The organism is Sphingobium fuliginis, assembly GCF_004152845.1.
GTDB classification, from domain to species: domain Bacteria; phylum Pseudomonadota; class Alphaproteobacteria; order Sphingomonadales; family Sphingomonadaceae; genus Sphingobium; species Sphingobium fuliginis.
The window spans coordinates 678,572-699,800 of sequence record NZ_SEON01000002.1; the positions used below are offsets into that span (position 1 = coordinate 678,572).

Annotated in this window: 19 protein-coding genes; 11 read left to right on the forward strand and 8 right to left on the reverse strand. The window is 67.7% G+C overall.

Annotated elements, in window-relative coordinates:
* Nucleotides 1-156: 156 nt before the first annotated feature.
* From EWH10_RS08035 to EWH10_RS08050, 4 genes are all read right to left on the reverse strand, one after another.
* Nucleotides 157-747, reverse strand: coding sequence for a histidine phosphatase family protein (locus EWH10_RS08035; protein ID WP_025552212.1), 591 nt, complete (start codon nt 745-747; stop codon nt 157-159).
* A 52-nt stretch (nt 748-799) separates the two neighbouring features.
* On the reverse strand, nt 800-1,609 hold the full coding sequence (locus EWH10_RS08040) for a 3-deoxy-manno-octulosonate cytidylyltransferase (RefSeq protein ID WP_044661369.1): 810 nt from the start codon (nt 1,607-1,609) through the stop codon (nt 800-802).
* A 397-nt stretch (nt 1,610-2,006) separates the two neighbouring features.
* Nucleotides 2,007-3,014, reverse strand: coding sequence for a KpsF/GutQ family sugar-phosphate isomerase (locus EWH10_RS08045; RefSeq protein WP_044661368.1), 1,008 nt, complete (start codon nt 3,012-3,014; stop codon nt 2,007-2,009).
* 343 nt (nt 3,015-3,357) lie between these two features.
* Nucleotides 3,358-4,368, reverse strand: coding sequence for an NAD-dependent epimerase/dehydratase family protein (locus EWH10_RS08050; protein WP_044661367.1), 1,011 nt, complete (start codon nt 4,366-4,368; stop codon nt 3,358-3,360).
* 475 nt (nt 4,369-4,843) lie between these two features.
* Between EWH10_RS08050 and EWH10_RS08055 the strand changes: the two genes are divergently transcribed.
* Together EWH10_RS08055 and EWH10_RS08060 are read left to right on the forward strand one after the other, a co-directional pair.
* Nucleotides 4,844-5,083: a CBU_0592 family membrane protein gene (locus EWH10_RS08055; RefSeq protein WP_044661366.1), complete on the forward strand. Its 240-nt coding sequence runs from the start codon at nt 4,844-4,846 to the stop codon at nt 5,081-5,083.
* 71 nt (nt 5,084-5,154) lie between these two features.
* On the forward strand, nt 5,155-5,880 hold the full coding sequence (locus EWH10_RS08060; protein WP_044662998.1) for a glutamine amidotransferase: 726 nt from the start codon (nt 5,155-5,157) through the stop codon (nt 5,878-5,880).
* A 149-nt stretch (nt 5,881-6,029) separates the two neighbouring features.
* Here EWH10_RS08060 and EWH10_RS08065 read toward each other — a convergent pair whose 3' ends face one another.
* Nucleotides 6,030-6,686, reverse strand: a complete 657-nt coding sequence (locus tag EWH10_RS08065; protein ID WP_044661365.1) for a glutathione S-transferase — start codon at nt 6,684-6,686, stop codon at nt 6,030-6,032.
* A 125-nt stretch (nt 6,687-6,811) separates the two neighbouring features.
* Here EWH10_RS08065 and EWH10_RS08070 point away from each other — a divergent pair, with 125 nt between their 5' ends.
* The 3 genes from EWH10_RS08070 to EWH10_RS08080 are packed head-to-tail and all read left to right on the forward strand — an operon-like array spanning nt 6,812 to nt 10,049.
* Nucleotides 6,812-8,041 carry a polyhydroxyalkanoate depolymerase gene (locus tag EWH10_RS08070; RefSeq protein WP_044662997.1) on the forward strand — a complete coding sequence of 410 codons (1,230 nt, stop codon included), beginning with the start codon at nt 6,812-6,814 and terminating at the stop codon, nt 8,039-8,041.
* A gap of 35 nt (nt 8,042-8,076) precedes the next feature.
* Entirely contained in the window at nt 8,077-9,192 is a 1,116-nt protein-coding gene (locus EWH10_RS08075) for a GNAT family N-acetyltransferase (protein WP_044662996.1), read from the forward strand.
* Entirely contained in the window at nt 9,189-10,049 is an 861-nt protein-coding gene (locus tag EWH10_RS08080) for a cupin-like domain-containing protein (protein ID WP_044661364.1), read from the forward strand. The genes EWH10_RS08075 and EWH10_RS08080 overlap by 4 nt, the downstream gene beginning before the upstream one ends.
* On the opposite strand, the gene EWH10_RS08085 is transcribed toward EWH10_RS08080, so the two are convergent.
* The 3 genes from EWH10_RS08085 to EWH10_RS08095 form a co-directional block, all read right to left on the reverse strand.
* Nucleotides 10,027-11,082: a GNAT family N-acetyltransferase gene (locus EWH10_RS08085; protein ID WP_044661363.1), complete on the reverse strand. Its 1,056-nt coding sequence runs from the start codon at nt 11,080-11,082 to the stop codon at nt 10,027-10,029. The genes EWH10_RS08080 and EWH10_RS08085 overlap by 23 nt on opposite strands.
* A 263-nt stretch (nt 11,083-11,345) precedes the next feature.
* A complete protein-coding gene (locus EWH10_RS08090) occupies nt 11,346-11,714 on the reverse strand; it encodes an Mpo1-like protein (RefSeq protein ID WP_044661362.1) in 369 nt (122 codons plus the stop codon).
* Nucleotides 11,715-11,779: 65 nt separating this feature from the next.
* The gene (locus tag EWH10_RS08095) at nt 11,780-12,751 is read right to left on the reverse strand and encodes a serine hydrolase (protein ID WP_044662995.1); all 972 of its coding nucleotides are present in this window, start codon (nt 12,749-12,751) and stop codon (nt 11,780-11,782) included.
* A gap of 79 nt (nt 12,752-12,830) precedes the next feature.
* Between EWH10_RS08095 and ung the strand changes: the two genes are divergently transcribed.
* The 6 genes from ung (at nt 12,831) to EWH10_RS08125 (ending at nt 21,140) form a co-directional block, all read left to right on the forward strand.
* A complete protein-coding gene (ung, locus tag EWH10_RS08100; protein WP_044661361.1) occupies nt 12,831-13,526 on the forward strand; it encodes a uracil-DNA glycosylase in 696 nt (231 codons plus the stop codon).
* Complete coding sequence (locus tag EWH10_RS08105; protein WP_025552251.1) at nt 13,523-13,786, forward strand: hypothetical protein; 264 nt, start codon at nt 13,523-13,525, stop codon at nt 13,784-13,786. The genes ung and EWH10_RS08105 overlap by 4 nt, the downstream gene beginning before the upstream one ends.
* 39 nt (nt 13,787-13,825) lie before the next feature.
* Nucleotides 13,826-14,257, forward strand: a complete 432-nt coding sequence (locus EWH10_RS08110; protein WP_025552249.1) for a DUF488 domain-containing protein — start codon at nt 13,826-13,828, stop codon at nt 14,255-14,257.
* A gap of 198 nt (nt 14,258-14,455) precedes the next feature.
* Nucleotides 14,456-17,785: a transglutaminase family protein gene (locus EWH10_RS08115; protein WP_044661360.1), complete on the forward strand. Its 3,330-nt coding sequence runs from the start codon at nt 14,456-14,458 to the stop codon at nt 17,783-17,785.
* Nucleotides 17,782-20,253, forward strand: a complete 2,472-nt coding sequence (locus tag EWH10_RS08120) for a circularly permuted type 2 ATP-grasp protein (RefSeq protein ID WP_044661359.1) — start codon at nt 17,782-17,784, stop codon at nt 20,251-20,253. Before EWH10_RS08115 ends, EWH10_RS08120 begins: the two co-directional genes overlap by 4 nt.
* On the forward strand, nt 20,250-21,140 hold the full coding sequence (locus EWH10_RS08125; protein WP_044661358.1) for a transglutaminase family protein: 891 nt from the start codon (nt 20,250-20,252) through the stop codon (nt 21,138-21,140). Before EWH10_RS08120 ends, EWH10_RS08125 begins: the two co-directional genes overlap by 4 nt.
* The last annotated feature ends 89 nt before the right edge of the window (nt 21,141-21,229 follow it).

Sequence of the window (21,229 nt, forward strand, 5' to 3'; positions counted from 1 at the left end):
GGCCTGTGGCCCGCGCGATCCCCGGGATCGCAACCCCCTCACCCAGCTACGACTAGGCAGCAAGCTGCCAAGTCTGCGCAGCCCTCTCCCTTGAGGGAGAGGGATAATGGGGTTTGCTGACTGCTCTTGGTTGTCGTTTTGGGCTTTCGGCGGCGGTTATGGGCGGACGTCCCACCGGATGAGATCGACCTCGCCCCCTCCCCCCACCGTCAGTTCGCCGAAGGCGCCGGTGCGGAGTTTGAGGTCGGCGAGCGGCAGGCCTAGCGCAAGGAGCGCGAAGCGGGCGGCGCCGTTGCTGGTGATGAGGAGGTCGGCGCCCTCCCCTGCTTGCGCGAACCATTGCCTCCAGGCGGCGATGCGCGGTTCGGCGTCGACTTTCCAGTCCTTGGGCGGGATGCCCTGTTCGTCCCAGGCGGCTAGGGCCTGGGGGCCGAGGCGGGTCAGGACCTGCGCTTCGGGTTGGCCTTCGTCGGGGCCGTGGTCGATCTCGTTGAGCCAGGGAAGGGAGCCGTCGCTGGCGTGGCCGGTGGCGGCGGCGATGCTGGCGGCGGTCTGCCGGGCGCGGAGGAGCGGGCTGCTGTGGAGGCGGCGGATCGGCAAGTTCTGCGCCGCGAACCAGACGCCGAGGCGGTCGGCCTGGGCATGGCCGCTTTCCACCAGCGGAATATCGGTGCGCGCGCCGATGCGGCGGGCCTGCGCGCTGCTTTCGAAGGTGTTGCCGTGGCGGATGATGAAGATGCGGCGCATGGACTGATGATGTTTCCCGACTTCGCTCGAAACGAACGGAAGATGTTGAGGATCAGGGGGTGGGATCGCCATGGGCGGCGATCAGCGCCTCGACACGGGCGATGTCGGCTTCGGTGTCGATGCCGGAGCTGTCGAAGACCGGCGGGGATACCGGGACGGTGGTGACGGGGATGCCGAGTTCGAGCAGGCGGAGCTGTTCGAGGCCTTCGAGATTTTCGAGCGCCGTGGGGGGCGTGGCTTCGAAGCGGGTAAGGGCTTCGAGCGTGTAGCCGTAGAGGCCGACATGGCGCCAGACTGGGGAGAGCGGCTGGCTTTGGCGCAGGGCGTCCTCATTGCGGATGGCGGGGATGATGGTCTTCGAGAACCAGAGGGCGCGGCCGTCGGGCGCGCGGGCGCAGGTGGTGCCGCTGAAGGGCGAGCGGGTCTTGTGGTCGCGCAGGGCGTCGAGCGCGGGCCAGTCGAGGGCGATGACGGGGGTGGCGACCTGTGCGCCGGATTCCAGCGCGGCGATGACGGCGCGGAGGGCGTCCTGGGGCTGGAAGGGGCTGTCGCCCTGGAGGTTGACGATGAAGCGGGGTTGGCTGTCGCACTGGCGGGCGGCGGCGAGGGCGCGGCCGGAACCGGTGGCGATGGCGCTGTCGGTCAGGGCGGCGTCGCAGCCCGCGGCGCGGGCGTGGGCGGCGATTTCCTCGTCGTCGGTGGCGACGAGCAGCTGGATGTCGGAGAGGCCGGTCGTGGCGGCGCGGGCCATGGCGATGGTCCGGTGCAGCAGCGTGCGGCCCGCGATCGGGCGCAGCGGCTTGCGCGGGAGGCGGGAGGAGCCGGCGCGGGCGGGGATGACGATGAGGGTGGGCGGGGTCATTTCAGGAGCAATGCCGTTGAGGAGCTGCGTGAAGGGGCATGTGCGGAAAGGCGGTCAGGGGCTGGGTGGACGGATCGGGATGGGGGACATGGCCATTTTACGACCTTCCTTATCCATGGAGGGAGAAGGATGGGAAGCCTTGGCGACGAAGGAGCCTGGGCTGATCTGGATAAGGGGGAGCGGGCCTGCGGCCCGCGCGATCCGTTGGATCGCAACCCCCTCACCCAGCTACGACTAGGCAGCAAGCTGCCAAGTCTGCGCAGCCCTCTCCCTCGAGGGAGAGGGATAATGGGGGTGTCCGCTTTCCACCCAAATCGATCAGGCTGAAGAACCCCGAATTTGCCCGCCCCGGCTTCCGCCTTTGCGGGAGTGCGGTCGTCCCTGGGGCGAATGGCGCTCAGGCGACGCCCGCGTGGAGGAGGTCGTGCATGTGGAGCGCGCCGACCAGGCGGTCCTTTTCGCAGACGAAAAGGAGCGTGATATTATGGTCGTGCATCAGGCGGAGCGCTTCGGAAGCAAGTTCTTCCGGGCCGACCGACACGGGCCTGACCGTCATGTAGCGGCCGACCGGCTCGTTCATGTGGCGGGTGCCGGTGACGGTGCGGCGCAGGTCGCCGTCGGTGAAGGCGCCGATCAGTTCGCCCTTGCCGTTGACCACCGCCGTGCCGCCAAGCCGGGCGCGGGTCATTTCGATGGTGGCGTCGAGCAGCGAGGCGTCCTCCTCCACGCGGGGCACGTCGCCGCCCGAGGCCATGAGTTCGCGCACCTTGACGAGCTGCGCGCCGAGCCGGCCATTGGGATGGAATTTATGGAAGTCGTCCGCCGAGAAGCCGCGCATTTCCATGAGCGCGATGGCGAGCGCGTCCCCGAAGGCCATCTGGATCGTGGTGGAGGTGGTGGGCGCGAGCGAATTGGGGCACGCTTCCTTCACGTCGGGCATCAGGATGCAGATGTCGGACGCCGCCGCGACCGTGCTGCGCTTGCGCGCGGTCATGCCCAGCAGGGGGATGGCGAAGCGCTTGCAATATTGGATGATCGGGCCGAGTTCGTTGGATTCGCCCGAATGGGACAGCATCAGCACGACGTCGTCCGGCGTGACCATGCCCAGGTCGCCATGGCCCGCGTCGGCGGGGTGCAGGAAGATGGCGGGCGTGCCGGTCGAGGTGAGCGTCGCCGTCATCTTGCGCGCGACGATGCCGCTCTTGCCCATGCCGGTGACGATCAGGCGGCCGCGCACATTCATGATGATGCCGACCAGCCGCAGGAAGGTCGCCGAAAATTCCCGGTCGTTGAACTGGTTTTCGAGAGCGCTGAGCCCTTCGGCCGCGATGGACAATGTCCGGCGCGCGGTTTCCGCAATGCGCCCGCCTGAGCCGAATGGCACGATCTTCGTTACTGTCGACACGCGTAAGCCCTTTTTTCCACCGCCGCCGCCGGCTTTTTCCGACTGACGACAGCGGCGACGATCCACCGTCCCAGGGTGTTCCGTCCTTACCTCGTTCCGCGACCCGACCGGTCGAAACGACCGGCACCCGGCTGCCGGGGATAAGCGTCTTCCCCTAGTATTGGCAATCGATTTCGCAAGCGCGAATGATGATTTCCGCGCCATTAACGCCACAATGGATGAAAAAGCGATGAGCCGCCGAATAATATCGGCGGATGGCGGAACCTTTTACGAGGGAAGCGGTTATGGGGCGCCGTGCTGCATTGCGCCACGGTCAGGGGAATAAACCTGTAAAGGACGCCGTTTATGCGCCTGCCGTTCCACCATGATAGGCGCGGTACCAGTCGACGAAGCGGGGCACCCCCAGTTCGATCCCGGTGGTCGGCGCGAAGCCGATGTCCTGCGCGATGGCGCTGATGTCCGCGAAGGTCGCCGGCACGTCGCCCGGCTGCATCGGCTGGAAGTCGATCTCCGCCTTGCGGCCGCAGGCTTCCTCCAGGACGGAGATGAGGTGCATCAACTCCTCGGGGCGGTTGTTGCCGATATTGTAGAGCCGGTGGGGCGAGCGGCTGCCCCCCGCCTTGGGCGCGCCGTCATCTTCCGGCGCATGGTCGAGGCAGCCGATCACGCCGCTGACGATGTCGTCTATATAGGTGAAGTCGCGCTGCATCCGGCCGTGGTTGAAGACGGGGATCGGCTGGCCCGAGAGGATTTTCGAGGTGAAGATCCACATCGCCATGTCGGGGCGGCCCCAGGGGCCGTAGACGGTGAAGAATCGCAGGCCCGTCATGGGAATGCGGAAGAGATGGGCGTAGGTCTCGCTCATCAGCTCGTCTGCGCGCTTGGTCGCGGCATAGAGCGAGACGGGGTGGTCGGCGCGGTCCTCGACCCGGAAGGGCAGCGTGTCGTTGCCGCCATAGACCGAGGAGGAGGAGGCGTAGACGAGGTGCCGCACCCGCCTTTCCCGCGCCACTTCCAGCATGTTGACATGGCCCGCGAGGTTGGAGCGGACATAGGCGTGCGGGTTGATCAGCGAATAGCGCACGCCCGCCTGCGCGCCCAGATGGACGATCGCGTCGACGGGATGGTCGTGCAGCGCCGCCTGGAGCGCGTCCATGTCGGCGAAGTCCAGCTCCGCGAAGGTGAACAGGCCGCCATGGCGATCGTGCAGGGCGGCGATCCGGTCCCGCTTCAGCGAGACGGGGTAATAGTCGTTCATATTGTCGATGCCGAAGACGGCCCGGCCTTCGGACAGAAGACGGTCCGCGACGGCCATGCCGATGAAGCCGGCGGCGCCGGTCACGAGGATTGTCATGGGTTGCGGGTTCCTGTCCTTGCCTTGGCGCTGGAGTCTTTCACAGACAATCCGGGAGGCGATGTAAAGGGCTTTCCCCAGAAGCTCCGTGTTAGTCCCTAAAAATTGCCGGGTTAGGATGCGGATGGGCTGGCGGAAATGGGTGGTTTCCTGCCATCAAGCCCCTCCCCTTCAGGGTCAAACGAGGCACGTGACTCGTTTGAAGGGTTGGGGTGGGGGAGTGCCTCTACAGGCTGAGTTTGCGCGTGGGGCACGCCCCCACCCCTCGGTCCCCTCCCCTGAAGGGGAGGGGAAGCATTGTCGTCCGGTAGCCCCGGCCAGATGGAATATTGGATGAGGGTGGGACTGCATGAGGGTGGGACTGGGACCGGCCCTTGCAGACGCACGACTTGCCTGGATCGAGCCCAGATGATCCAGAACCACTATTCAGGTCCGCCTTCGGCAAGCTAGACCATCCCTTTTCCCGGGGGATGGATTGCCGATCCTTGTCGAAATCGCCGGATGGCTGGGCGCGTTGCTGGTGTTGGGCGCCTATCTGCTCGTGTCGAGCGGGCATGTGTCCGGCAAGTCGGCCCTGTTCCAAGGGATGAACGCTCTGGGTTCGACGCTGTTCATCCTCAACACATGGTGGCACGGCGCCATCCCCTCCATGGTGCTCAACATCATCTGGCTCGGCATAGGCGCGGTCGCGTTGATGCGCATCGCCCGCCAATAGCCCTCATTTCAAAAACCCAAGAAAGGCTGGGGTGGCAGGCCATGTTCTCTTTGGCTACCAGCATGGTGGAGATGAAGAAAGCGCTGATCGTCCGACATGTGCCGCGGGAGGGAGCGGCAGGCTATCTCCAACCGATCGAGGCCGCGGGCTATGCGATCGAACGGATCGACGTCGCCAGCCCCGACTTTGCCGATGTCGACCTCTGCACCCCGGACCTGTTGATCATGATGGGCGGCCCGATGGGCGTCTATGAGCAGGACCTGCACCCCTGGATTCCGCTCCAGATCGAAAAGCTGTCCGCCCGGCTGGAGCAGGACCTGCCGACCCTGGGCGTCTGCCTGGGCAGCCAGATGATCGCCGCCGCGCTCGGCGCGCCCGTCTATCCCGGCGGGCGGATGGAGTTGGGATTCGCGCCGGTCATGCTGAACGAGGCGGGCGCGGAATCCCCGCTGCGCCATCTGGACGGCGTGCCCGTCCTCCACTGGCACAGCGACACTTTCGACATGCCGACCGGGGTCGAGCTGCTGGCGTCGACCGAAAACTATGCTCATCAGGCCTTTCGCCGCGGTCCCAACCTGCTGGCGTTGCAGTTCCACGCGGAAATGGGCGAAGACCCGCGTTTCGAGGATTGGCTCACGCATTTCTGGGCCGATCTCGACATAGCGAAGCAATGCGGCACTGCCCTTCGGCAGGATCATGCCGACCATGGCCCCGCAGCCGTCGCTGCCGGACGCGCGATGATCGGCGAGTGGTTGAGCGGAATCGGGAACAAGGACCGATCGGCATTCAGGCCATGACGGCCTGCAAATGAGAGCGCGCGGCCTGCGTCCGATTGAACGCAGCGCGCCCCAGAGCATCGTGCGCAAAAGTGGGAACCGGTTTTGCGCTTAAAACGATGCGGCAACAAAAGCTTGCGCGACCTGCGTGCGATTGAACGCAGCGCGCCCTAAAATTCGACTTCCAGTTCCTCGACCTCATCCTTCTCCCCGCGGGCGGCGTCGATCCACTCGCGCATCAGGTCCCAGTCGTTGCTCCAGTTGCAATAGGCGGCCGACCGCTCCGACAGCGCCACGGCATAGGTCAGGAAACGCTGCGCCACGGGGGCGAACATCGCATCGGCCACGGTCGGCCTTTCCCCGAACAGCCAGGGTCCGCCATAGGCGCCGAGGCATTCGGTCCAGATTTCCTCGATCCGCTCGATGTCCTGCTTGGCCCCGGAAAAGACCGGGAACTTTTCGTGCCGCACCTTCAGGTTCATGGGCAGGGCCGAGCGCAGGTTGATGAAGCCGGAGTGGATTTCGCCCGAAACCGAACGGCAGTGCGCCCGCGCGATCCGCTCCGCGGGATAAAGGCCGGCGTGCGGATAGAGTTCATGCAGATATTCCGCAATGGCGAGCGTATCCCACACGCCCGCCCCCTCATGGGTCAGGCGGGGCACCAGCACGGACGGCGACAGAAGCAGCAATTCCGCCCGGTTTTCGGGATCGTCGAGCGCAATCGTCTTTTCCACGACCTTCAGCCCGGCCATGCGGCACAACAGCCATCCGCGCAGGGACCAGGACGAATAAGTCTTGCTGGAAATGGTGAGTTCGGCGTCGGCCATGGCGTTCCTCCCGCTTCATTCCTATGTTTCATCAATCATGATGCGGTGCAATATGCAAAACCTGTATAACGGTCCGGCATGGGACCGAATCGGCACCGAAAGAGCTTAGGACGCGTTTGAGCAAGATGATGATGCTATATAGCGGCTATCAGGCCTGGAACGACATGATGGCCCCTGCGCGCTTCGGTGCTCAGATCGCTCTCTCCTTCAAGGACAAGATGGGACCGGTGGCGGATTGGGCCATGCCCCGCCGCATGTTCGCCCTGATGGACGTGTTCCAGGGCGCGAAGCTGACGCATCGCCGGCCGGCCTATGGCATAACGGAGGTGCATAGCGGCAATGCGGTGGTCGCCGTGCGGGAAGAGGTGGCGCTGGACCTGCCGTTCGGCAACCTGCTGCACTTCGCGAAGGACGATGTCGAAACGCCGCAGCCCAGGGTGCTGGTGGTTGCCCCCATGTCGGGCCATTTCTCGACCCTGCTGCGCAACACCGTCCAGACGCTGCTGCGCGACCATGACGTGTACATCACCGACTGGAAGAACGCCCGGGACGTGCCGCTGAGCGCCGGGCGCTTCGGATTCGACGATTATGTCGACTACATCATGACCTTCATGCAGGAAATCGGGCCGGGATCGCATCTGGTTTCGGTGTGCCAGCCCTGCGTGCCCGCCATGGCGGCGGTGTCGATCATGTCGGAGGACAAGGACCCGGCGACGCCGCGCTCCATGACGCTGATGGGCGGACCGATCGACACGCGCGCCGCGCCCACGGTCGTCAACGAACTGGCCAATGAGCAGTCGATCAAATGGTTCGAGGAAAATCTGATCAGCCTGGTGCCGATGCGCTATGCCGGGCGCGGCCGGCGGGTCTATCCCGGCTTCCTCCAGCTTTCCGCCTTCATGTCGATGAACATGGACCGGCATGGCGCCGCGCACCGCGAGCTTTACCAGCTGCTGGCCGACGGCAGGCAGGTCGAGGCGGACAAGATCAAGACCTTTTACGAGGAATATTTCGCCGTGCTCGACATGACGGCGGAATTTTATCTGGAAACGGTGGACAAGGTGTTCCAGCGGACGCTGCTGGCCAAGGGCGAACTCACCTATCGCGGGCGGAAGGTCAATCCGGGCGCCATCCACAAGACGGCGCTGCTGACGGTCGAAGGGGAAAAGGACGACGTGTGCGCCGTGGGCCAGACCGCGGCCGCCCATGCGCTCTGCACGGGCCTGCGCCCGCATCTGAAACGCCATCACCTGCAGCCGGGCGTCGGCCATTATGGCGTCTTTTCCGGCAGCAAATGGGAAAAGCAGGTCTATCCGCAGGTGCGGAACATGATCCTGGCGATGAACGCGGGTTAGCCTTTCCCTAATCATTGGCGGATATGGCCGGGGGCATGGACATGGCTTCCCATCCCGCAATGGCGCATGCGCGCGCCTATGCGCCGGTGCAGCGGGCGCGCTGGGCCGCGCTGGCGGACGCGGCGGCGGAGGCCAATGCCTTCTACATGCCCGACATGCTGTGTGCGGCGCTGGACCATCTGGCGGTCGGCACCGCCGTGCGCATGCTGGAGGCGCAGCGGGACGGGGAACTGATCGGGCTGATGCCTGTGACGGTTTCGGCGCGGCATGGGCGGTTGCCGCTGCGCTGCGTCACCAACTGGATGCACGATCATTGCTTCTTCGGCGCGCCGCTGATCCGGCGGGGCGAGGAAGTGGCGGCGTGGCGGGGACTGCTGGAGCAGCTGGACGAGGCGGACTGGGCGCCGGGCTTCCTGCATCTGCGGGGGCTGGACGCGGCGGGGGCGAATGCGGCGGCGCTGGAGGCGCTGTGCGTCGAGCAGCGGCGCGGGCGGCGGGAGGTGCATCGGTACGACCGGGCGATGCTGCGGTCGGAACTGGACGCGGACGCCTATTGGGAAACCAATGTGCGGGCCAAGAAGCGCAAGGAATTGCGGCGCCTGCAGAAGCGGCTGGCCGAACTGGGCACGGTCGGGAGCCGGCTGCTGGGCGACGGGGCGGAGCTGGCCGCGTGGTGCGGGGAATTTCTGGCGCTGGAGGCCGCGGGCTGGAAGGGGGCGGAAGGATCGGCGCTGGCCTGCAGGGATGAGGATGCGGCTTTCTTCCGGGGGGCCTGCGCGGCGGCTTTCGAGAACGGGCGGCTGCATTTCCTGCGCATGGACCTGGATGGGCGGGCGATCGCGATGCTGGTCAATTTCCGGCATGGCGAAGGAGCCTTTTCCTTCAAGATCGCCTTTGACGAGGCGCTGGGGCGCTTTTCGCCGGGTGTGCTGATCGAGATCGCCAATCTGCAGGCGGTGCTGGGCGATCCCGCCATCGGCTGGATGGATAGCTGCGCGGCGGCGGACCATCCGATGATCGACAGCCTGTGGGGCGAGCGGCGGACGATCACGCAATATCGCATCGCCCTGCGAGGCGCGGGGCGAAGCGTCGCCTTTGCGCTGGCCAATGGCGTCGAGGCGCTGGGGCAGAGGTTGAAGGGGCAGATATGAACGCGGTGAGCGCCATCGAGGCGGCGGTGTTTCCGGAAGAGGCGCGGGCAGCCTTCGCGGCGGCTTATCCGGACAGGGCGGCGAAATTGAGCCATGGGCTGGCGGGGCATGCGCTGCTGACGCTGGAGGCTCTGGCCGGGCTGGCGGAGCGGATGCCCGCTGCTTCGGTCGAGTATAATCTGGGGAAGCTGCCTTTGGGGGTGCGGGCGGAGGATACGCCGTCCAACGGGCTGACGCTGGGCGAGACGATCCGGACCATCGAGACCAACGGCAGTTGGGCGGTGCTGAAGAATGTCGAGCGGGACGCGGATTATGGCGCGCTGCTGGACCGGGCGCTGGCGGAACTGGCGCCGCTGGTGGAGCGGGAGACCGGGCCGATGCTGCATCGGGAGGCGTTCATCTTCCTGTCCTCGCCGGGGAGCGTGACGCCGTTCCACATGGACCCGGAGCATAATATCCTGCTCCAGATCCGGGGCGAGAAGACGATGACGGTCTTTCCGGCGGGCGACGAGGAACTGGTGCCCGCAGTGCAGAGCGAGGCCTTCCATGCGGGCGGGCATCGCAATCTGGACTGGCGGGACGGTTTTCGCGAGCGGGGCATGGCGGTGACGCTGTTGCCGGGCGATGCGATCCATGTGCCGGTCAAGGCGCCGCATTTCGTGGAGAATGGCCCTGTCGTGTCGGTCAGCCTGTCGGTGACGTGGCGGTCGGAGCGGAGCGTGGCGGAGGGCGAGTTGCACAGCCTGAATGCGCTGCTGCGGCGGCGCGGGCTGCCGGTCGGGCGGATCGGGGCGCGGCCGGAGGCGCAGGGCGCGCGGCGGATCGCCTATCGCATCATGCGGAAGCTGGGCGTCTGAGCAGCTTGCGCAGCCACGCTTCGGCTTCGAGGCGGGGGCTGAAGCGGTCGACCTGCCACCATTCAAGGGCTTCCTCGCGGGTGGCGAGGCTCTGCTTGTAGCGGTCCTTGCCCGCGAGCAGCGAGTAGAGCGCGAGGCCGCGTTCCGCATAATGGGCGACGGCGGCGGCGTGGCAGAGCAGGCCGGGCTTGTCCTTCGGCGCGCGGGGGGCGGCGAAGGCGGACTGGTAGTTCATCGCTATGCCGTCGTGGAGGACGTTGAGGAGCAGGCCGACGGTTCCGCCGCCATCGGTGAAGCGCAGCAGTTCGACCTTTTCGTCGCGGCTTGCGAGGGCGGCGGCGAAGCGGCGGAAGGCGGGGTCGTCCCAGGCATTGTCGGCGTGGCGGCCGGTGTTGAGGGACCGCATTTCCTCCAGCCATGGGGCAATGTCGGCTGGGGCGGCTTTAGCGATGGCCGGGAGCGCGCCGCCATGGTCCTTGAGGGCGCGGCGGATCTGGGCGCGGCTGTTGGAGCTGAGCAGCGACAGATAGTCGGCGGCGCGGACGGCGGCGAGGTCGACCTGATAGACCGGGGAGCGGTCGAGGCGGGTCTTGCGGCGGGCGGGGATTGTCAGGAGCGGCGAGTCGGGGGCGATGCCGTCGAGGCGGAGGGTGCGCCAGTCGTTGCGGTTTTGCAGGGCCTGGAGGGCGGCCCGTGTCGCCTCCCCTTCCCTGCCCTTTGCGGCGAGCAGGCCGTTATATTCGATGAAGGGGCGGTCGGCGCCGGGGTCGCCGGACTGGTTGAGCGACAGGGTGGCGCTGCGGCCCAGCAGGCGGGGTTGCAGGGCATGGCCGAAGAGGGCTAGCGCGACGTCCCGGCCCTGCGCGTCGGTGACGGCGAGCAGTTCGGGGCGGACGGCGTAGCTTTCCAGCCAGGCGCCGGTCCAGGTCCAGCCGAGGAAGAAGCTGGCGGCGGCGCGGGACTCCAGCGCCTGCCAGCGGGGGGCTAGGCTCGCGAGGTCGGGCAGGCGGGTGAAGTGGGCGGTGAGGGCCATTGCGGGCCCCCTTTTGGCAGAGCGGGGGCGGGGGTCAAGCTTGCAGCACCTCAAGCTGTATGGGCAGGTGGGGAAGGTGGGGAATGGCCAATCCAAGACATTCCCCTCTCGCAGGCGGGAGGGGTTAGGGGTGGGCGCGAGCGTAGCGAGCTTCTGACTTAGCCGTTGCAAAACAACGCAGATGTCGCGCCAGCCCACCCCCTAGCCCCCTCCCGCCTGCGGGAGGGGGAATGTCCTGATTCCACCCAAACCGGTCGGGACCATCACAATTCGCGGCGCAATGCGGGGTCGACCGAGCCATCGGGGCGGACGCCCGCGCGTTTGAGGTCGCGGGCCATTCTTCCGGTCAGGAAGCGGAACCACATCACGAAATCGGCCCGCAGCGACCAGAAGGGATAGCGGAAGGTCGCGGGGCGGTTATGTTCGATCAGGCTGTGGCCGATCCAGGCGAAGCCATAGCCGGCGAGGGGCACGGCGGGGATCATCCACCAGCTTCCCGCGACCGGCAGCGCGGCGATCAGCAGCACGACCAGGCTGGTGCCGGCATAGTGCATCGCCCGCGTGCCCGCATGGGCATGTTCCTGGAGATAATAGGGCCAAAAGTCGCGGAACGCCGCCGTCTTGTCGTCCATCGCATCCCCTCCTGCCTGTGTCCGCAAGCCTATCGGGAAACGGGATGGAAGTTAAGATGGATGCGTCAGGCCGTGTGCCGATCGGGGGCGAACAGGAAATAATCATAAGCGGCCCGCGCCGCTTCGGCCATGATGCGGTCGCGCAGCTCATGGCCCATATGGTCCTTCATCACGAAGACCGAGATGACGAACATGCGGCCATCGGGCAGCGTGACGATGCCCGCGTCGTTGCCGAGGCCGTTCAGCGTCCCGGTCTTGTGCGCGATGCGCGTGCCCGGCGGCAGCATGGCGCGCAGCCGGGCCTTGCCGGTCTTGCAGCGTTCCATGACCGACAGCATCAGCGCGGTCGTCTGGGGCCGCAGCACCCTGCCCAGGCGGATCGCGGCGAGCAGGTCGTCCATCGCCCGCGGCGTGGCGGTGTCGCGCGGGTCGGCGGCGAAGCCCAGATTGGGCATGTCGCGGGCGTCGCGCTGGCTGGCGGAGAGGCCGGATTCCATCGCGGCTTCATCGCCGAAGCCAATGCCCGTCACCTTGGCGCGGGCGAGCAGGTCGCGGGTGTTGCTGTCGACGCGCAGCCCCCTGATCCCGGCGGCGCGGACCCAGTCGTTGACCGCCTGCGGCCCGCCGGCGCGGGCGACGAGGGCGTCGGTCGCCTCATTGTCGCTGAGCGTCAGGCTCATGTCGATCAGGGTGCGCACCGGCAGCGGGCGGCCGAGGCGCATGAGCGGTTCGTCGAGGCTGAGGCTGCCCGCGTCCAGCAACGAGAGGATCTTGGCCGTGACCGCCACCTTGTAGGTGCTGGCCATGGGGAACAGCGTGTCGCCATTATAGGCGAGCGTCTCGCCCGTGCCGAGATCACGCACCGCGATGCCGACCGTGCCGTCGGTCAGCGTGGCGAAACGGGCGAATTCGGCCATCAGGCGGGATTCGGCGCTGTGCTGGACCGGATTGGGGGTCGGGCCGAAGGCGTCGGCGGTGGGCAGCGGGGCCAGGAACAGGGCCAGAAAGGCGATCAGCTTGGTACGAAGGCGCGGCATGCCGCCTGTTTCCCCGATTTGCCGGAGAAGGGCAAGCACTGTTGACAGCGGATCGGCGCGGGGTTCATCACGCCGGGCCATGAGCGATACGATCAAGCTGGACGAGAGCTGGCGCGCGCCGCTGCTGCGGGAATTCGAGAGCCCCTATATGCAGGGGCTGAAGCGCTTCCTTCAGGAGGAGAAGGCGCAGGGCAAGCGCATCTTCCCCAAGGGCAGCGAATATTTCCGGGCGCTGGACCTGACGCCGCTGGACAGGGTGAAGGTGGTGGTGCTGGGGCAGGACCCCTATCATGGCGAGGGGCAGGCGCATGGCCTGTGCTTTTCGGTGAAGCCGGGGGTGCGGACGCCGCCGTCGCTGGTCAATATCTACAAGGAATTGCAGAGCGACCTGGGGCTGCCGCCGCCGCGCCACGGTTTCCTGGAGCATTGGGCGCGGCAGGGCGTGCTGCTGCTGAACAGCGTGCTGACGGTGGAGATGGGCAAGGCGGCGTCGCACCAGAAGCGCGGCTGGGAACAGTTTACCGATGCGATCATCCGGCTGGTCAACCAGCAGCGCGAGCCGGTGGTGTTCCTGCTGTGGGGCAGCTATGCCCAGCGCAAGGCGGAGTTTGTCGACCGGAGCCGGCATCTGGTGCTGAAGGCGGCGCACCCCTCCCCCCTTTCGGCGCATAACGGGTTCCTGGGGTGCCGGCATTTTTCGCAGGCCAACGCCTTTCTGGAGGAGAAGGGGCGCGGGGCGATCGACTGGGGGTTGCCGGAGACGGTGGCGGCATGAATTTCGACGACCAGTTGCACCGCTATTTCGGGGTGCGGGATGTGGACGCGCTGACGCCCGATGCCCTGGAAGCGGGGCTGGAGCGCATGCGGGTGGATTTCGGGCTGGAGACGGACGGGCGGCGGCGCTTTGCGCTGTGGTCGCTGATGTTCCTGCTGGGGGCGGCGCCCGATCTGGACGAGGCGTTCGAGGACCCGGCGGACCGGGACGCGGCGCGCGACTTCATGGAGATGATGGAGCGGGCCGAGGGGAACGAGTAGCGTTTTGCCGCCGCGCAGGAACAGGCTAGTCTGTCGGGCATGCGAATCTTCACCATCGGCTATGAGGGCGCGACGCAGGACGAGGTGATCGCCGCCCTGCGCGCGGCGGGCGTGACGATGCTGGCCGATGTGCGGGCGGTGCCGCTGTCGCGGCGGCCGGGCTTTTCCAAGAATATCCTCGCCGCCGGGCTGCGCGAGGCGGGGATCGATTATGTCGGGTTGAAGGCGCTGGGCACGCCCGCCGCCGGGCGGGAGGCGGCGCGCAAGGGGCAGCACCAGCGGCTGGCGGAGATTTATGCGGGGCAGTTGGAGCTGCCCGAGGCGATGGTGCAAGCGGCGCAACTGGTGGAGATGGCGGAGGAGCAGGCCGTGGCGCTGCTGTGCTTCGAGCGGGATGCGGCGGCCTGCCACCGGTCGTTGCTGATCGATGCGGTCATGCCGGATGCGGAGCGGGTGGATCTGGTGCCTTGAGGAGCGCGCTTCCCCTCCCCTTCAGGGGAGGGGATTGAGGGGTGGGGGCGTGCCCTAAGGGAAAGCTGGGAGTAACGGCCTGCCCCCACCCCAACCCCTCCCCTGAAGGGGAGGGGCTTCTATATATAAATTCAGTTTCTTTGCCGCCGAAGCGATTCCATATTGCATTGCAGCAGGGGGTGGCGTTTCATCGCTTTCATGCTGAAGGCCGCGCTCCACCACCTGACGTCCTATCGCTACAGTCGCCCGATCACGCTTGGGCCGCAGGTGATCCGGTTGCGGCCCGCGCCGCACAGCCGGACGAAAATCCCCAATTATGCGTTGAAGATCGATCCGCCGGGGCATTTCCTGAACTGGCAGCAGGACCCGCACGGCAACTGGCTGGCGCGGATCGTCTTTCCCGAGCCGGTCGACCGTTTCTCCGTCGAGGTCGACCTGCTGGCCGATCTCGACATCATCAATCCATTCGATTTCTTCGTGGAGCCTTATGCGGAGGAGTATCCCTTCGCCTATGACGAGCAGTTGAAGACCGACCTTGCCGCCTATTTCGACCTGGAGGATCAGGGGCCGCTGTTCGAGGCTCTGGTGGAGAGCCACAAGGGGTTTGAGGGGCGGACGATCGACTTTCTGGTCGAGGTGAACCGGCAGCTTCAGCAACGGGTCGGCTATGTGATCCGGATGGAGGCCGGTGTGCAGTCGCCGGAGGAGACGCTGGAGATCGGCACCGGGTCGTGCCGGGATTCGGCGTGGCTGCTGGTGCAGTTGCTGCGGCGGCTGGGCTTTGCGGCGCGCTTCGTATCGGGATACTCGATCCAGCTTGTGGCCGATGTCGAGCCGCTGGAGGGGCCGAAGGGGGTTTCGCAGGACGTGGTCGATCTCCACGCCTGGGCGGAGGCCTATGTGCCGGGCGCGGGTTGGGTGGCGCTCGATGCGACTTCGGGGATGTTCGCCGGAGAGGGGCATATCCCGCTCTGCGCGACGCCGCATTATCGTTCCGCCGCGCCGATCAGCGGGATGGCGGAACCGGCGGAGGTCGACTTTCACTTTTCCATGGGCGTCAGCCGCATTGCCGAGGCGGTGCGGATCACCAAGCCCTTCACCGATGCGCGCTGGGATGCGGTGATGGCCTTGGGCGCGCAGGTGGATGCCGACTTGCAGGCGCAGGACGTGCGGCTGACGACCGGGGGCGAGCCGACCTTCGTGGCGGAGAATGGCGGCGATGCGGGCGAGTGGAACGGCGATGCCGTGGGACCGACCAAGGCGGGTTATGCCGACCGGCTGATCCGGGGGCTGCGGGAGGCCTTCGCGCCGGGCGGGATGCTGCATCATGGGCAGGGCAAATGGTATCCGGGCGAGAGCCTGCCGCGCTGGGCCTATGCGGTCTACTGGCGGCAGGACGGGGTGCCGATCTGGCGCGATGCGGCGCTGATCGCGGATGAGGTCGCGCCGGAGGACGCGCGGGCGGTGACGGCGGAGGATGCGCAGGCCTTCATCGCGCATATGGCGGGGGCGATGGGCTTTTCCGCCGATCATATCCAGCCGGTTTTCGAAGACCCGGCGGTATGGGCGGTCAAGGAGGCGGACCTGCCGGTCAACACCTCGCCCGACGATCCCAAGATCGCCGATCCGGAGGCGCGGGCGCGGATGGTGCGGGCGTTCGAGCGGGGGCTGGACCAGCCGGTCGGCTATGTGCTGCCGGTGCAGCGGTGGCAGGCTCAGGCCGCGACGCCGCGCTGGCAGAGCGAGATTTGGCAATTGCGGCGCGGGCGGCTGTTCGCGGTGCCGGGGGATTCGGCCCTGGGCTATCGCCTGCCCCTGGGGTCGTTGCCGCATGTGCCGGAGGCGGCCTTTCCCTATATCCATCCCCGCGATCCGAGCGAGCCGCGCGGGCCGTTGCCGGATTTCCGGGCGACGGTGGACGAGGTTCACGCCCAGCCGGTGCAGCGGGTGCCCGACGCGCCGGGCGGGGCCGTGGCGCAGGAGCGGGTCGAGCAGTTCCATATCGAGGGGGCGGTGCGCACCGCCGTGACGGTGGAGCCGAGGGGGCATTTCCTGTCCATCTTCCTGCCGCCGGTGGAGGCGCTGGAGGATTATCTGGAACTGATCGCGCAGGTCGAGGGCGCGGCGGAGGCGATGCGGATTCCGGTGCGGATAGAGGGCTATGCGCCGCCGCCCGACCCGCGCCTGCAGGTGCTGAAGGCCACGCCCGATCCCGGCGTGATCGAGGTGAATATCCAGCCTTCTTCAAGCTGGGACGAGACGGTGGAGATCACCGAGCGGCTCTATGCGCTGGCGCGGACCTGCGACCTTACCGCCGACAAGTTCATGGTCGACGGGCGTTCGGTGGGGACCGGGGGCGGCAATCATATCGTGCTGGGGGGGCCGAGTTTGAACGACTCGCCCTTCATCCGGCGGCCCGACCTGCTGAAGAGTTTTGTGCTCTATTGGCAGCGGCATCCTTCGCTGTCCTACCTGTTTTCGGGGCTGTGCATCGGGCCGACCAGCCAGGCTCCGCGCATCGACGAGGCGCGGCATGACGGGCTGTACGAGCTGGAGATCGCGCTGGCGCAGGTGCCTGCTCCCGGTGATGGCGATGCGCCGCCGCCATGGCTGGTGGACCGGCTGTTCCGCAACCTGCTGGTCGATGTGACGGGCAATACCCATCGCACCGAAATCTGCATCGACAAGATGTTCTCCCCCGACGGGCCGACCGGGCGGCTTGGGCTGCTGGAGTTTCGGGGCTTCGAGATGCCGCCGGAGCCGAGGATGAGCCTTGCCCAGCAATTGCTGTTGCGGGCGCTGACGGCGTGGTTCTGGCGGCAGCCGCAGCAGGGCGGTCTGGTGCGCTGGGGAACGGCGCTGCACGACCGTTTCATGCTGCCGCATTTCGTCTGGGCGGATTTTCTGGAGGTGCTGGGCGACCTGCGCGGGGCGGGTTACGCGTTCGATCCCAACTGGTTCGAGGCGCAGCGGCAGTTCCGTTTTCCGGTGCATGGCGCGGTGGATGCGGGCGGCGTGGGGCTGGAGATTGCCCATGCGCTGGAGCCGTGGAACGTGCTGGGCGAGACCGGGGCGATTGGGGGGACCGTGCGCTATGTCGACAGTTCGACCGAGCGGTTGCAGGTGCGGGCGACGGGGCTGGTCGCGGGGCGGCATGTCGTCGCCTGCAACGGGCGGCGCGTGCCGATGACGCCGACCGCCGTGCCGGGCGAGGCGGTGGGCGGCGTGCGGTACAAGGCCTGGGCGCCGGCCGCCTGCCTGCACCCTGCCCTGCCGGTCAACGCGCCGCTGACCTTCGACGTGCTGGATAGCTGGAGCGGTCGGTCGCTGGGCGGCTGCGTCTATCATGTCGCGCATCCGGGCGGGCGCAATTACGACACGCTGCCGATCAACGCCTATGAGGCGGAGGCGCGGCGCAAGGCGCGGTTTCAGGACCATGGCCATACGCCGGGGCCGGTCGACATGCCGCCCGCCGAGGCCCCGGGCGAATTTCCGATGACGCTGGACCTGCGTTTCCGGCATCCATGACCGTGGCGAGCGCCCCTGTCGTGGAAGCGGCCGGTTGGGCCGACGCCTATCTGGCGCGGGCGCCGGAGGGCGACCTGTTCGCCGGAGCGAGCGCGGAGATGGCCGGGCACTGGCGGACGATGCTGGAGCGGCTGTCGGCGCAGGCGCAGGGCGATCCGGCGGTGCTGGCGGGCAATGTCGAGCGGCAGGCGGTCGACCTGGGGCTGGCGTTCCGGCTGACCGGGGACCAGCAGGAAAGGCCCTGGCCGCTCAGCCCCATTCCGCTGCTGATCGGGGCGCGGGAATGGACGCATATCGAGCAGGGGCTGATCCAGCGGGCGCAGTTGCTGGAGCGGGTGATCAGCGACATCTATTCCACCCAATCGCTGGTCCGCGATGGGAAGCTGCCCGCGAGCGTGATCACCGGCAGCCCGCATCACTGGAGGGTGATGACCGGCGCGCCGCCGCCGCATGGGCATTTCGTCCATTTTTACGCCGCCGATCTGGCGCGGGGGCCGCAGGGCGATTGGCGGGTGCTGGCGGACCGGGTGCGGACGCCCGTGGGCGTCGGTTATGCGCTGGAGAACCGGCTGGCCCTGTCGCGGGCGACCGGGGACCTGCTGGGCGCGCTCAATGTGCGGCGGCTGGCGCCGTTCCTGAGCGACCTGCGGCGCGGGCTGGCGGCGGATTGCGAGCGGAGCGATCCGCGCATCGGGCTGCTGTCGCCGGGGCGGTTCAACCAGAGCTATGCCGAGCAAGCGCATCTGGCGCGCTATCTGGGCCTGTTGCTGGTCGAGGGCGACGACCTGATCGTGTCGGACGGGCAATTGTTCGTGCGGACGATCCAGGGATTGAAGCGGGTCGATGGCCTCTGGCGCTGGATGGACAGCCGCTTCCTCGATCCGCTGGCGTTCGACGCGGAATCGCGGATCGGCGTGCCGGACCTGTTCGACGCCTGCGTCAAGGGCGGGCTGATGCTGGCCAACTGGCCGGGCGTGGGCGTGATCGAATCGCGGGCGATGGCGGCCTTCCTGCCGGGGCTGGCGCGGGAGGTGCTGGGGGCGGACCTCATCCTGCCCAATATCGCGACATGGTGGTGCGGACAGGCGGCCGAGCGGGCGCATGTGGCGGGGGCGATGGACGAGCTGGTGGTGGGGTCCGCCTTCGACCGGGACGTGGCGGGGCTGACGGGCACGCGGTTCCTGCCCGGATCGGGGATGGATGCGGCGCAGCGGGCGGCCCTGCTGGGGGCGATGGCGCGGCGGCCGATGGATTATGTCGGGCAGGAAGTGGTGCGGCTGTCGACCACGCCCGCGATCGTCGGGGGCAGGCTGACCGCCCTGCCCTTCACCCTGCGGGTGTTCGTGGCGCGGGACGAGCTGGGGCAATGGCGGATCATGCCGGGCGCCTTTGCGCGGCTGGCGGCGCATGGCGACATTCGCGCCGCGCTGATGGGCGAAGGCGACCTGTCGGCGGACATGTGCGTGCTGGACGGCAAGCCGGTGCCGCAGGACGGGCTGTCGGCGGCGGCTCCGGCGATCCGGCGGGTGGGCGGCATGCTGCCCGCCAAGGCGGCGGACAATCTTTATTGGCTGGGCCGCTATATCGAGCGGATGGAGATGACGGCGCGGGTGATCCGGGCGATCGTCGGCGGGTCCATCGAAGCCGATCTGGGGCCGGCGGTGGGATCGCCCGCCATGGACCGGCTGATGGGACAGCTTGCGTCCTGGGGCGCGATCCCGGCTGTTGCGGGGGCGGTCGGGCCGCTCTGCGCGCAGGCGTTGGGCGATGGCGCGCAGCCGGGCAGCGTGCGGGCCCTGCTGGCGGCGGTGGCGGGCATAGGGGAAGGGCTGCGCGACCGGCTGGCGGTGGATTATTGGCGGCTGGTGCGGCTGCCCCTGCCCGATTTCGACGGCGGGGTGACGGAGACCCTGCTGAAGGCGTCATCCCGGATGATCGAGCGGATTTCGGCGCTGTCCGGGCTGGCGGCGGAGAATATGGGGCGGACCGAGGGGTGGCGCTTCCACGACATGGGGCGGCGGATGGAGCGGGCGATCAATGGCTGCCGTCTGGCCATGCTGTTCGGGGGCGATGGGGCTTCGGCGGACGACCTGACCGTGCTGCTGGACCTCAACGACAGCCAGATCAGCTATCGCAACCGCTATCTGGCCGGGCCCGCCCTGGCGCCGGTGCGCGATCTGGTGGCGCTGGAGCCGCATAATCCGCGCTCCATCGTCTATCAGGCGGAGAGGCTGGCGGAGCATGTCGGGGCGCTGCCGACGCTGCATGGCGATGGCATGCCCGAGGAGCCCCAACGGCTGGCGGCGATGCTGGCGGCGCGGCTGGCGCCGCTGACGGGGGATGTGCTCGGCATGGCGGACTTGAGCGATGCGGAGGGCCGGTTGCTGGAACTGTCGGACGCCATCGGCCAGCGCTATTTCCTGCAGCGGCGCAAGGAAAAGAGCGAGGGCGCCAGCCTGCTGTCATGATCTACCGCATCCGGCATCAGACCATCGTGCATTATGATGCGCCGGTGCAACTGGCGCGCCTGAACCTGCGGCTGCGGCCCGCGCCCTGGCCGGGGCAGTGGACGTCGGACTATCATCTGGCGGTCGATCCGGCGCCTTCCTCCATCGAATCGCGGCCGGGGGCATGGCCCGTGCATGTCGCCCGGCTGGAGATCGACAGCCCGCTGCGCCGGATCAGCATCGACAGCAGCTTTCGCGCCGGGGTGCAGGGCGGGCCGGCGGCGGAAGCGCGGGACGATGATCCCACCGTCGGCGCGGTGGCGGAGGCGGCGCTGGTGGCGCGGGACATGGGACCGGCGGGGCCGGCGCATTATCTCCACGCCTCGCAGCGCGTGCCGCTGGTGGCGGAGATCGGGGCTTGGGCGGCGGATTTGCTTGTCCCGGAGCGACCGATTGTCGGGGCCGCGCTGGCGCTGGCGCAGCGGATCAAGGGCGAATTCGCTTATGTGAGCGGGGCGACGGACGCGGCGACGCCAGTGGCGGAGGCCTTTGCGGCGCGCCATGGGGTGTGCCAGGACTTTGCCCATGTGATGGTGGCGGCCTTGCGCTGGTTCGGGCTGCCCGCCGCCTATGTCAGCGGCTATCTGCGCACCGATCCGCCGCCGGGCATGGCGCGGCTGGTGGGCGCGGACGCGATGCATGCCTGGGCGATGCTGTGGTGCGGGCCGGCGCGGGGGTGGATCGGCCTTGATCCGACCAACGGCGTGATCGCCGGGGACGGGCATCTGTTCGTCGCCATGGGGCGGGACTATGCCGATGTCGCGCCGATGGACGGGCTGTTCGTCGGCGGCGCGGGCCAGAGCGTGCAGGTGATGGTGGACGTCATGCCGGAGGATGAAGCGGCGTAAGGCGCGCCCGGAGCGCGCTGCGCCAATCGCACGCAGCGCGCTCCGGCTTTCTGCCGCATCCTTTCCAGAGCATCGTGCGCAAAAGTGGG